The following is a 12,284-nucleotide window of genomic DNA, read 5'->3' on the forward strand; positions in this document are numbered from 1 at the left end:
ATTATGAAAGGTGAGGGACAGCATGAGTAAGATGAAATGGTTCATTTCTTTAATTCTTTCATTGGGATTATTAGCCGGATGTGAAGAAACGGCTGTAAAGCCTGAGAAGAAGGCAGAACCGAAGCAAGAAGAGCAAAAAGAAGTAGCGAAACAGGAAGAACAAAAAGATATACCGAAACCGGAAGAGAAACAAGCTGAACCGGAACAGAAACCACAAGAAGAGCAGAAAGATAAACAAGAACAAAAAGTAGAAGAGAAACAAAAAGAAGAAAAGGCGCAGGAACAACCTGAGGTAAAGAAAGAAGAACAACCTGCTGCAAATAAACAACCGGAACAAAAAGTACAAGAAGAGAAACCTCAGCCGCCGAAAGCGCCAGAAGCAAAAGAAGAAGCAAAGGTTGTTAATCAGCCAAAAGAAACACCAAAGCAGGAGCAAAAAGAAGATCCAAATAAAGGACAAAAGGTAACTGTTCCGGTTCCACCAACACCGGTACCAGATCCAGTACCGTCAGTGCCAGATCCAGTAATACCAAAACCAAAACAAGTTACTATCTCCGTAAAAGGAAATGAAGGATACTTATTAGGTGCGAAAAAGATTGATGTTCAAGAAGGCGACACAGTGTATAGTGTGTTAAAGAGCACAGGATTAGATGTTGATGCAATGGGCTCTAAAGGAGATGTTTACGTAAAAGGTATTGAAAATTTATATGAAAAAGATGTAAATGATAATAGCGGATGGAAATATCGTGTGAACGGATCGTTTCCAAACCGTAGTGCTGGTGTAGTTACAGTTAAACCAGGAGATACAGTTGAATGGGTGTATGTATACTAAATTAAGAAAGGATCTTCGGTAAAGGACTATGAAAATAAGTTTTTCTTCTTTACATCCTTTTGTGAATTTTTTCTATTATATTGGGGTGATGATACTATGTATGATGTGTCTTCATCCTCTTTTTTTAATTGGAGCGATTATACTAATAGTAATCTTAAATATAGTACAGGGAAATGGTGAGAAAATCAGAAAGATGCTACCTAGTACTATCGTATTCTTCTTGATGGTTATTTTATTTAACTCTTTATTAACACATAGAGGAGCAACTACGTTATTTCATTTAGGAGATAGCCGGATTAAGCTTGAGGCCTGTATGTATGGACTTGTTATGGGGTTATTATTAGTTGCGATTATGTTTACGTTTGCTTCTTATAACGATATTATTTCGAGTCATAAATTTTTATATTTATTTTCAAGAATTTCACCGAAAGTAGCATTGTTAACGATGATTACAGTGAGGTTTGTTCCTTTGTTTATTAGGCGGTTAAAGAAAATTACACTCGTCCAAAAAACGAAAGGTGTACAATTAGATTCAGGTTCACTCATTGAGCGTATAAAAAATGGGATGAAATTACTGCAAGTGTTATTGGTTTGTTCGTTAGAAGATGCACTACAAACAGCAGATTCTATGCAAGCTCGTGGATTTGGTGTAACAAAGCGTACGACTTATATTCGGTATAGAATGGAAAGACGCGATTGGTACACGCTAAGTTATTTAAGTATTCTATTTATAGCCTCATTCATATTTAGTTATTGTGGCGGAGGGAAATTGATTATCTATCCTAAAGTGGAATCAATACTGTTCCAGCAACACGATGGAATTATGTTTTTATTATTTATGATGTTTATTAGTTTGCCAGTTATGATGGAAGGAAGGGAATGGATATGGTGGCGCATGCAGAAATAAAGAATTTATCATTTATATATGCTGATGAAAATGAAGAAGCGTTACAGCATATTTCTCTTTCTGTTCAAAAAGGAGAATTTATAGTACTTGCTGGCGGTTCAGGTTCTGGGAAGACAACTTTATTAAAGCATTTTAAAAAGGAGTTACTTCCAATTGGCACGCGTTCTGGATATACATATTATGATGGTGCTTTATTAGAAGATGTACCAGATTTATTATCCGCACAAGAAATTGGTATGGTATTTCAAAACCCAGAAAATCAGCTCGTGATGGATACTGTTATTCAAGAACTAGCATTTTCTTTAGAAAATATTGGGTTACCATCACATATTATTCAAAAAAGAATAGCGGAACTCATTAGCTTTTTAGGATTTCAAGATTTATTGCACCAATCTGTTCATACGTTATCTGGTGGTCAAAAACAACTAGTAAATTTAGCAGCAGTATTAGTCATGCAGCCGAAGCTACTATTACTGGATGAACCGACAGCGCAGCTAGATCCGATTGCTGCAAAAGAGTTTTTAGGATTGTTAAAACGTATTAATGAAGAACTTGGAATTACGATAGTTTTAAGTGAACATCGTTTAGATGAAGTTATACCGCTCGCAACACGCGTTGTTTGTATGGATAATGGTAGAATCATTTATGATGGTACCTCTAAAAGTGTGATAGCGAACATGTGGGAAGTAGAAAAGTTCCATCCATTCATTCCGCAAATTCCAAGATTGTTTTTAGAGTGGAATGTAGAAGATATTCCGTTTACAGTACGAGAAGCGCAAATGAAAATGAATGATTTTTCAGCGATATCATATAGGAATGGGCAAGTAGAACAATGTGAAAAGCAAGAAGTAATTTTAAGTGCAGAACATATATCTTTTCAATATGAGAAAAATAGTCCACTTATTTTACGAGATTTAACAGTAAACATCGAAAAAGGAAAATGGACAGCTCTAGTTGGGAAAAACGGAACTGGGAAGTCTACACTGTTAACGATTTTAGCAGGATTGCAAAAAGCTAGAAGAGGTAAGGTGAAGTGGAATGGAAAAGTGATACATAAAATTGATTCAAAAGAACGGTTTAAAAGTATAGGGTATGTATCACAGCATCCGTATTATCATTTTACATTTGATACAGTGTGGGAAGAGGTTTATGAGCGTGCTCGTGAATTATATGGCGAAGAGGGGAAAGGCGTAGCAGAAGAAATGTTGGAAAAGTTCTGGTTACATTCGCTTAAAGAGCGCCATCCGCATGATTGTAGTGGCGGGGAGCAACAACTACTTGCATTATGTACAACGTTACTATCAAAGCCAACTTTATTATTACTCGATGAGCCGACAAAGGGACTAGATCCATGGAAAAAGGAAAGAGTAGGAGAGCTGTTTAAACAGTTGCAAAAAGAAGGTACAACAATTGTAATGGCAACGCACGATATTGAGTTTGCAGCAAAATATGTAGATCAATGCATGATGTTATTTGATGGGAAAGTTATTATGAATGATGCACCGAAAGAGTTCTTTAGTGGTAACTTCTTTTATACAACATCTATTAATCGATTCATCCGTAACGAGTTACCGTTTGCATTAACGTGGGAGGATGTGTACGAAGCGTGTCCAAACGATATGTTGCATTCATAATTTGTATTTTTACAGTAATAATAGGCACATTACTCTTTACTACACTTATCATGGACGGATATTACATGTTAAGTAGTTTGTTTTTATTAGCTGTTATTATGTTACCCTTCTATGTCCGTTTTGAAAGGAAGGCGTTTGTTTCACGTGAAATTGTTATCGTTGCTGTGTTAGCAGCAATCGCAGCGGTTAGCCGGGTACCATTTTCGATATTACCGAGTGTACAACCGACTTCTTTTGTTATTATCGTTTCTGCAATTGTGTTTGGGAGCGAAACTGGTTTTATGATTGGGGCAACGGCAGCTATCGTTTCTAACATTTTTTTAGGTCAAGGTCCGTGGACGCCGTGGCAAATGTTCTCTTGGGGCATGATCGGTTTTATAGCAGGATTACTCCAAAATACATTTTTGATGAAAAAACTATGGGGAAGATTGTTGTACGGATTCGTCGTTGGATTTCTATTTGGATGGATCATGAATTTTTGGGGTCTTCTCGGTTTTATACAGGAGGCAACGTGGGAAACTGTCATTGCGTACTATGCCGCAAGTTTTTCATTCGATCTTAGTCATGCGATATCGAATGTTATTTTCCTTCTGCTATTTAGTACGTCATGGATTACGATCCTCACAAGATTTAAAAAGAAATACGGTATATTAGATGAGCATAACGTGACATAAAAAAGCATACTCATATAAGGTAGGGTCGCGACTTACATATTCGTTTGCCTCTTTCATGCTTCTTACATATTGTAAGGAGCATTTTTTTATTGTAAAAGTGTCAAAGAATAGATGTAATATATCTTCGTTTTCATATGATGTTATTTGTATAATAGTAGGTGAGAATTCTTTTCAAGAGGGGGGTGTATAGTTAATGAAGTTAGTTATTCCGAAGCAGCATGGAGCATGGGCCATGCTTGTTATACCATTTCTATTAAGTATCATACTTGGGAAACCTACTATTTATCATATCCCACTGTTTTTAGCCTGGTTCTTTATCTATCTCGCTACGTATCCATTTCTCATGTACATAAGGCAAAGACGAAAAAAAGAGTTTTTACACGCTGCAATTGTTTATTCTATCACTGCATTTGTATTTGGGATGATTTCTTTATTATATGAATGGCGAATTCTTTTATTCGCAGTATTAATGATTCCATTGTTTATTGTAAATATGTATTACGCTCGTCAAAAAAATGAACGAGCATTACTAAATGATATTTGTGCGATTATAGTGTTTTGTATAGGTGGTTTAATCAGTTATTATTTTTCAATGAAGCAAATCGATAAAACAGCAGTATTCATTGCGCTTATTTCATTTTTGTATTTTTTAGGAAGTACGTTTTATGTGAAAACAATGATTCGTGAGAAAAATAATCCGAAGTATCGTCTCATATCTTGGGGGTATCATATTGTATTGACGGTAATTGTATTTGTTATCAATCCATGGTGTTCTCTTATATTCGTACCAAGTGTCATTCGAGCAATTATATTGTATGGCAAAAAAATTTCTATATTAAAAGTAGGGGTTTTAGAAATTGTTAATTCTGTATATTTTTTAATCATAACGGCAATAATAATGAAGTATGCCATTTGAAAAAACTTCCCATCTATTGATGGGAAGCTTTCAATCTTGTTCTAAAATGTGAACGGTATAATCGCATCTTTGCAATGCTTGCTCTACGGCGTAAAGGGATTGTTCAATACGTGCGCGATTAAAATCTTTTTCAACTGTTTGTAGTGCTTCTTCTAAACAATGTTTTGCTTCTTTTAATGATTGAAAAGAATCTTGTACATATCCGCGGGCGTTTTGATACATTTCATAATCCTCCTTTTTTACTCATATACATGTAGTATGAACACTGAAGAAAAAAATATAATTTGTTATATTTATTTGACAATTAAAATGAAATTACGTATAGTTTATTATAAAGTGAATATTTTCTTATCCAGAGAGGTGGAGGGACTGGCCCGATGAAACCCAGCAACCGCGATGCAGGTGCTAATTCCAGCAGAACATTTTTGTTCTGGGAGATAAGACGAAGATATACGTAACTTCTTCTTATCGGAGAGGTTTTTTTGTTGCAAAAAAACCGATTACGAAAACATATAATAAGAAGAAAGGGGTTGCGAAGTACTGTGACACTCGAAAAATACGTAAAACTGCGTAGTACAGTTTATGAATATATGATAGAGCAAGATAAGCCAATATCATTGTTAGATATTCAAGAACATATCGTTTCGCATCATGAAGGAAAATTCACGAAAAAAATGTTACATCAATTTTATTTATCAAGATTATTAGATGAACTCAAACTGGATGGGAAAATTACTTTAGCTGATGATGAATATCGCTTTACTGAAAAAGGGGTATTTTATAAAGCGGGAAAAGGGAGCTAGGCTCTCTTTTTTTCTTGAAATAACGAAGTATGTAGAGTAAAAGACTGCTAAAGCAGCCTGATACAAGGGAATGGTGTTGAGTGTGTAGTGTCAAAGATTGAATGTGCCTGAAAGAGGCACTTCATTATCGGCTGCAAATGAAAAGAGACACCTTCGCCGAATAGGTGTCAGTCGTTTTGTCATGTAGACTCGCTACTTGACAGTAATTAGAATAACATGCAGGGTTTTTGAAGTCAAAAGGGAATTAAAGGAAGGATTGTTGTTATGTACGCTTACTTATTAAATGATATAACGAGATGGATTCCAAAGTACATTATGGATAAAGGTTATGAATATTATGAAGAGGGACATGTAGAAGATGTTGAAATACAAGACAAGAAAGCATTTGCTTTCGTTACTGGAAATGCAGGAAACTATGATGTGATTATTGACCTTACTGATTTTACAAAAAGTAGCTGCGAGTGTCCGTATGAAAATTATTGTAAGCATATGGCGGCAGTTGTGTATGATATTCAAGGTGCTGGTGAGAGTACAGTTAAAGAACAACTGAAAGGTTTAGAAAAAGAAGAGTTACTAACAGTACTAAATCGTTTGTTACAAAGTTCGAAAAATGTCCAAATCGTAGAGAAGATGTTAAAGAAAGGGAATATTTAACTGTAGAGGGGAGTTGCTTTGTAGTGAACGTACTAATTATATACGCTCACCCTAGTCCTTCAAGCTTTAACGCAGCAATATTAAAGCATGTGCAAAAAGGACTTGGGGAAACAAATCATTCTGTTACGTTACTTGATTTATATAAAGAACAATTTGATCCAGTGCTTGTATTTAATGAAGAGAAAAAAGACGGGATTTACTATATGAAGAAGAGACGAAGCGATATAGAGAATTAGTGAAAGCGGCGGATACTCTTCTTTTCATATATCCGATATGGTGGTGGGGCATGCCTGCTATTTTAAAAGGATTTATCGATCGTATTTTTGTAGCTGGATTTGCTTATAAATATGAAGGAGCCCTGCCGAAAGGTTTATTGAAAGGAAAGAAAGCATGGGCTATTAATACGTTAGACTCACCGTTATGGTACGTGGCACTATTATATCGATCAGCGGATTGGATTATGATGAAGCGAGGTGTTTTACGTTTTTGCGGCATTCGTGATATAAAAAGGTCTGTTTTTCAATCTGTGAAAACGAGTAAACTAGAGAAGCGGGAAAAGTGGTTATTACAAATAGAAGAAAAGGCTCGTACATTATGAATGAACTTGATCGTATTATAAATTGTTGTCAGTATGATAATGAACTTTTTCGGACGTATATTACATGTTTAATTCAATTGAAAAAATGTAGTGAAACGTTTCAACAAATGAAGATTCAATTAAGAAATGATTACTTAATAAGAGGGATTTGTGAAAGAGAAGTTGATGAGGTAGTACGGGGAAGTAAAGAATATGAAATGTATTGTCTTCCTAAAGCGTTACAGTGGAATTTCTTGAGGGAAAATCCACATCAGATTGAAAAAGTATGTGAAGATTTTTTTGCATTTGCGGCATTAAATCTTACGGAGATAGAGTGGAAGACGATTATAAATTGCATGGGAAATAAAGTGAAACTTTAATCAGTGGGGGGTGTTCCCTCCCACTGATTATTAGTTGAACCAATCGGGCATTTACGGGCAGTTGATCTCCCGCCTAACTCCTTTGCTTCAGGTGGATTATAGGTGGGAGTTTACTGCCCGTTAATGCGGGGTAAATGAATTATTATGTAAAAAAGCTAGTATAAAACTAGCTTTTCGTTTAAATAAATAAGAAGCACAGACTAATGATAAATCCTGCATAAAGTAAATTAACAACACAAAATCCCATAATATCACGAGCGCCTAAACCAGCTATCGCTAATGCCGGTAATGCCCAGAAAGGTTGAATTAAATTTGTCCAAGCATCGCCCCATGCAATTGCCATCGCTGTTTTCGCAGCAGGTACACCAAGTTCAGCGCCAGCTGGAATCATAATTGGTGCTTGCACTGCCCATTGACCGCCTCCAGATGGAACGAAAATATTAACAATTCCAGCACTTAAAAATGTAAAGAGCGGGAATGTGGTTTCATTTGAAATGCTAATAAAGAAAGTAGAAATGGCTCCCCCAAGCGAAAGCCCTTCACTATTTGCTCCAATCATCATGCCCATAATTCCAGCATAGAACGGAAACTGAAGTAAAATACCAGAAGCGCTCTTTGTTGAGTCAGAGAAAGCGCGAATATATTGAATCGGAGTACGGTGGAAAATAAGACCCGCAATTAATAACATAAAAATAACGATATCAAGTGTAAGGTTAAAGCCTTTCGTACTAAAATAGTTAAAAATATAAATAAGACCTAATAATCCAATGCAAAGTGTAATAATCATACTATTTTCCATTTTTTCAGCGAATGTTTCTTGTCCTACTTCTTGAGCTGCAGCTTCTTCATGGAATACACTTGGATCCACTGTAATCGTATGTTTTTCATCTGGATGCATTGCTTTATTAATGAGAGGCATCGTAATTAAAAAGATAATAACTGGAACGAGAGCGTATGGTGAGAATAAAGTTTCTGTTATTGGAATCGCTTCTTTAATACTTCCAGCCGTCGTTTTGATTAAAGTTTCGCCGCCTGTTGCTAACGTAAGAGGGATAGAAGCAGAAAGGCCTGCATGCCAAATGAGAAATCCGGAGTAAGAAGAAGCGATTGCTAACCTATAATCTAATCCTTCTAACTGTCTTGCCACTTCTTTTGCATATAAAACAGAGACAACAATACCAAATCCCCAGTTTATGTATGCTCCTAGTAAACTTACAATTGAGATTGCGATAATACCTTGGCCATTCGTTTTCGGTAGTTTCGCTGCTCTCGTTAATCCTTTTTTAATAAGTGGGGCATTTGCTAAAGCAGATCCTGTCACGAGTACAAGAGCCATTTGCATAGAAAAGGCGAGAAGTCCCCAAATGCCATTGCCCCAGTGCGTAATCATTTCTACCGGTGTTTGGTGCGTGGCAAACATGCCGAAGAAGATAACGAAAACAGTTAATAAACATGATAAAATAAACGGTTCTGGTAAGAAACGCTGCACAAGGGCAACACATCCATTTGTAAATGAACGAAACAAAATAGATCAACCTCCTTATGTATGTTTATCCCGCTATTTGCGGGCTAATAACCAGTGGGAGATGAACAAAGCCCCCTGCTGATTAAAGTTTCACTGTATTACAATATTCGAGGTTGTTTGAGTAATACCCTTTAATATATAGAAAATTCAGATATTTAAGGTGGTTGTCATAATGTCTAGGTAGATTGATAGTCTATATTGAAATGTTATTTCATTTTGAACTGAAATTGAAAAGAGTGCTCTATATACAAAGGAAAGAGGTGGTCATAGACGAATATGTCCATCAAATTACAGTTGATGTAAGAGCCAGATTATTGAAGAAGGATATTAGCTATTTTTAACGAATTTTGAATTACAAACAAACTTTATCAAAAGTGGTGAGATAATATAGAGAATAAAACAAATTTCTTTTTGGATATGAAAATGGAAAAATGTATAGTTAGCAAGCTTCGGAGTGCTGGTTGTGTTTTCGCAGAAGATGAGACCCAGTTACTTATGTCAGAGGCACTAACTCCAGAGGACCTTATGAAAATGGTAGAAATGCGAGTCAACGGTCTACCTCTGGAATACGTTGTTGGATACACTGAGTTTTGTGGTCTACGAATAGAAGTGGATCGAGGCGTTTTTGTCCCGCTTAAACGTACCGAGTTCCTTGTTCATCAAACAGAGGTCCTGTTGCGTTCTAGCGATATCATTGTTGATCTATGTTGTGGATCAGGTGCTGTGGGTGCCGCACTGGCATCAGCTTTGGGACGAGTTGAATTATATTCTGTTGACATTGACCCTATCGCAGTACAATGCGCTAGCCGCAATGTAACGAATTTTGGCGGTCATGCTTTTGAAGGTGACTTGTATAAAGCTCTACCCGACTCACTTAAGGGCCATGTAAATATCCTAGTCGCGAACGTACCTTACGTTCCTACCGAAATAATAAAGTTTCTCCCCCGGGAGGCACGCCTATATGAACCAAATGTAACGCCTGACGGAGGTGACGATGGTCTTAACATTCTGCGAAGAGTAGCAGAAGAAGCTTTACTCTGGTTAGCTTTGGATGGACATCTTTTGATAGAGACGAGCGAAGTTCAGGCACCCCAGGCCTTTGAAATCTTTGCTGCTGCTGGGCTTAGCACAAAAGTCGCTAAAAACAAGGAACTGGACGCTACTGTCATTATCGGTTCTAATTCTAGCTTTTAGAGTATTACTAGTGTTACGTACGTTTCAAATGGTATGACAATCCAAAGAGAATATAGTGTTTACTGATAGGTGGTAATAGATCAATGAAAAAAGAATGTGGAATAATCATATTGGTTTTGTTTTTTATTTTGAGTGCTTGTTCTAGTAAAAATAATATTACTTTTAAACAAGCAGATATTGAAAATGGAATAGTGTATGAATTAATTTCTAAAAATATTAATATGAACACTGAAATATCTTATAAAATAAAAATGACTAATAATACGGATTATATTATTGCACAAAATAATGTTATGTTTTCATTTTCTAAATCACCTACTGTTTCTGGACAAACAACAAATCCATTTAGAGTGTTAGCTAAAGGTAATAAGTTAAATATTAAACCTGGGGATAGTATTGTTTTAGAAGTATCATTTTCTCCTGATTTTTATTCTGAATTTAAGAATACAGAAGTATCTAAAGCAAATCTGTATATAACTGGTTATATCGATAAATTAGCTGATGAAAATCATTTTGATTTTATTAAAAGTATTAATTTAGAGTGAAAAAGTGCACCTCCGATTGTTAGACTGTGTTTAATAAACGGAGATGCACTTTTTTTATTTACTTTATTGAACTAAAGCATCTGTTAGCTTAATAGCAAAGGATTAAAATCCACTATTTCTCCCAAAGTTCGATCAATCGACCTTCAGGATCTTTAATCCAAATAAACTTTCCAAATTCACTAATCTCTTCTTTCTTTTCAAGAGGTATACCAATATGTTCAAGATGCTGAATAGTCTCGTTTAGATTATGTACTTGGAAATTTAACATTACTTGTTGTTCTGTTGGAAAATAATTGTCATTTTCCGTGAAGAAAGAAAAGATAGTTTCAGTTCCTAATTCGGGTTTAATCACAGTCCCGTTCCAATTTTCTATTTCAATCTTCAACACTTCACTGTACCATTTTTTTATAACATCAAGATTGTTAGTTCTCCAAAATATTCCTCCAAAACCTTTTATCATTGTATTTAACTCCTGTCTGTCTTTTAATTTTTAATGACATAAGTTCAACCTTCAATAAAATGCAGTGCACAACGGGAATGGTGATCGGTTAGATCTTTTGCAAATTGTTGATTAGGAAATCCTCTGTGAAGCAATCTCAACCCGCCGGAAGTTAAGGATATATGATGATGGAATCGATAGAATAACATCCTGTTGGGATCGAGAGTATCATTCTTTAAATATCGATAATGATCCCCAAATCGAAACTGCAAAAAACTGTGCTCATGCTCAATATCAAAGAACTCGGCTCCTTCGATATCAATCAAATAAGGTTCTAGTTTGTCATTAATTAATACATGATCAGGGCCGAGTTCCCCATGTATAAATCCATAACGACTTCTTGGTTCAATTTTTGATTCAAGCTCGTACAATGTATCGAGTAGATTGCTATGACTAGCCCTGATGCTGTCAATATGTTGGCATGCGTAATCTAAATCTCTTTTTGCATTCTTCATTTGCAAGTGATGACATTTTTCCGTGTTGATCCCACTTTGATTCGCTTTCCCATGAGTAAGTCTCTCGTTGGCATGCATGTCTGCCAGCATATCTCCTATCCGCTGAAACACTTTATCTTTAACATATGAATCGGAATGTTGAAAATAAACTTCTGCTTTTTGTCCATTTACATATTCAACGAGAGCATAATCATAAGGATAACGGTTTCTTTCCTTATTCAGATCATATAGAAGGGGAGTTTGAATTCCTTGTTGGATTAAATACTTGTTATTTAATTCAAATAAATCACTACTATAGGAGTGATCATGTATATCTCCGTTTGCTATTTCTTCTTGAAAATAATTCATGGTAAGATCCCAAACATACAGAACGCAGGAAAATCCATTGCTGCAGTCAATCTTATAGACTACCTTTTGTGCACCACCATGCATTTTCGTTACACTAGAAACCAAATAACTGGTACCAAAGACTTTTTGCATATACTCCTGTAAATCAGATTGATCAAGGTGACAAGTGATTTTCAATGAATAACACCCCTTTTTTTAGGTTTTGCTGCCAATCAAACTATATAAAAAATCTAACCGAAAGTATAGACTGTTTATTTATAATTTGTTATGATATTAAATTGGGTTTGAAAAAATAGTCATATAAAAACAGGTTGGAGCTCCAATGGTTTTTTGATGAAATC

At 35.6% G+C, this 12,284-nt stretch carries 14 protein-coding genes, 1 pseudogene and 1 riboswitch; of the genes and pseudogenes, 11 read left to right on the forward strand and 4 right to left on the reverse strand.

Annotation, left to right across the window (positions count from 1 at the left end):
* Nucleotides 1-22 precede the first annotated feature (22 nt).
* From SJY24_RS14100 to SJY24_RS14120, 5 genes are all read left to right on the forward strand, one after another.
* Nucleotides 23-832 carry a DUF4430 domain-containing protein gene (locus SJY24_RS14100; protein WP_377865057.1) on the forward strand — a complete coding sequence of 270 codons (810 nt, stop codon included), beginning with the start codon at nucleotides 23-25 and terminating at the stop codon, nucleotides 830-832.
* Nucleotides 833-860: 28 nt separating this feature from the next.
* The gene (locus SJY24_RS14105; RefSeq protein ID WP_377865058.1) at nucleotides 861-1,739 is read left to right on the forward strand and encodes an energy-coupling factor transporter transmembrane component T; all 879 of its coding nucleotides are present in this window, start codon (nucleotides 861-863) and stop codon (nucleotides 1,737-1,739) included.
* Nucleotides 1,712-3,373, forward strand: coding sequence for an ABC transporter ATP-binding protein (locus tag SJY24_RS14110; protein ID WP_377865059.1), 1,662 nt, complete (start codon nucleotides 1,712-1,714; stop codon nucleotides 3,371-3,373). Before SJY24_RS14105 ends, SJY24_RS14110 begins: the two co-directional genes overlap by 28 nt.
* Nucleotides 3,346-4,047, forward strand: coding sequence for an ECF transporter S component (locus SJY24_RS14115; RefSeq protein ID WP_377865060.1), 702 nt, complete (start codon nucleotides 3,346-3,348; stop codon nucleotides 4,045-4,047). Before SJY24_RS14110 ends, SJY24_RS14115 begins: the two co-directional genes overlap by 28 nt.
* Before the next feature lie 193 nt (nucleotides 4,048-4,240).
* Nucleotides 4,241-4,963: a YwiC-like family protein gene (locus SJY24_RS14120; RefSeq protein ID WP_377865061.1), complete on the forward strand. Its 723-nt coding sequence runs from the start codon at nucleotides 4,241-4,243 to the stop codon at nucleotides 4,961-4,963.
* 30 nt (nucleotides 4,964-4,993) lie between these two features.
* Here SJY24_RS14120 and SJY24_RS14125 read toward each other — a convergent pair whose 3' ends face one another.
* Complete coding sequence (locus SJY24_RS14125; RefSeq protein WP_000284538.1) at nucleotides 4,994-5,185, reverse strand: hypothetical protein; 192 nt, start codon at nucleotides 5,183-5,185, stop codon at nucleotides 4,994-4,996.
* Nucleotides 5,186-5,308: 123 nt separating this feature from the next.
* A riboswitch (SAM riboswitch) is annotated at nucleotides 5,309-5,407 on the forward strand.
* Nucleotides 5,408-5,445: 38 nt separating this feature from the next.
* Between SJY24_RS14125 and SJY24_RS14130 the strand changes: the two genes are divergently transcribed.
* The 4 genes and pseudogenes from SJY24_RS14130 to SJY24_RS14145 all read left to right on the forward strand — a co-directional run bounded on the left by SJY24_RS14130 (nucleotide 5,446) and on the right by SJY24_RS14145 (nucleotide 7,377).
* Entirely contained in the window at nucleotides 5,446-5,766 is a 321-nt protein-coding gene (locus tag SJY24_RS14130) for a hypothetical protein (RefSeq protein WP_002094492.1), read from the forward strand.
* A 264-nt stretch (nucleotides 5,767-6,030) separates the two neighbouring features.
* Entirely contained in the window at nucleotides 6,031-6,420 is a 390-nt protein-coding gene (locus tag SJY24_RS14135; RefSeq protein WP_377865062.1) for an SWIM zinc finger family protein, read from the forward strand.
* Nucleotides 6,421-6,443: 23 nt separating this feature from the next.
* Nucleotides 6,444-7,018 (forward strand): annotated as a pseudogene (locus SJY24_RS14140) (NAD(P)H-dependent oxidoreductase).
* Nucleotides 7,015-7,377 (forward strand): group-specific protein, encoded by a 363-nt coding sequence (locus SJY24_RS14145; RefSeq protein WP_377865064.1) that lies wholly within the window; start codon nucleotides 7,015-7,017, stop codon nucleotides 7,375-7,377. The pseudogene SJY24_RS14140 and the gene SJY24_RS14145 overlap by 4 nt, the downstream one beginning before the upstream one ends.
* 178 nt (nucleotides 7,378-7,555) lie before the next feature.
* Here SJY24_RS14145 and SJY24_RS14150 read toward each other — a convergent pair whose 3' ends face one another.
* The gene (locus SJY24_RS14150) at nucleotides 7,556-8,902 is read right to left on the reverse strand and encodes a short-chain fatty acid transporter (RefSeq protein ID WP_377865065.1); all 1,347 of its coding nucleotides are present in this window, start codon (nucleotides 8,900-8,902) and stop codon (nucleotides 7,556-7,558) included.
* A 423-nt stretch (nucleotides 8,903-9,325) separates the two neighbouring features.
* Between SJY24_RS14150 and SJY24_RS14155 the strand changes: the two genes are divergently transcribed.
* Nucleotides 9,326-10,096 carry a putative protein N(5)-glutamine methyltransferase gene (locus SJY24_RS14155; protein WP_377865066.1) on the forward strand — a complete coding sequence of 257 codons (771 nt, stop codon included), beginning with the start codon at nucleotides 9,326-9,328 and terminating at the stop codon, nucleotides 10,094-10,096.
* Between the two features lie 83 nt (nucleotides 10,097-10,179).
* Nucleotides 10,180-10,641: a hypothetical protein gene (locus tag SJY24_RS14160; RefSeq protein ID WP_377865067.1), complete on the forward strand. Its 462-nt coding sequence runs from the start codon at nucleotides 10,180-10,182 to the stop codon at nucleotides 10,639-10,641.
* A 112-nt stretch (nucleotides 10,642-10,753) separates the two neighbouring features.
* Here SJY24_RS14160 and SJY24_RS14165 read toward each other — a convergent pair whose 3' ends face one another.
* Together SJY24_RS14165 and SJY24_RS14170 are read right to left on the reverse strand one after the other, a co-directional pair.
* A complete protein-coding gene (locus SJY24_RS14165) occupies nucleotides 10,754-11,101 on the reverse strand; it encodes a VOC family protein (protein WP_377865068.1) in 348 nt (115 codons plus the stop codon).
* Between the two features lie 44 nt (nucleotides 11,102-11,145).
* Nucleotides 11,146-12,075, reverse strand: coding sequence for a phosphotransferase (locus tag SJY24_RS14170; protein ID WP_377867254.1), 930 nt, complete (start codon nucleotides 12,073-12,075; stop codon nucleotides 11,146-11,148).
* Nucleotides 12,076-12,284 lie beyond the last annotated feature (209 nt).

It is taken from the genome of Bacillus sp. R86525 (genome assembly GCF_042466195.1).
GTDB lineage: Bacteria > Bacillota > Bacilli > Bacillales > Bacillaceae_G > Bacillus_A > Bacillus_A nitratireducens.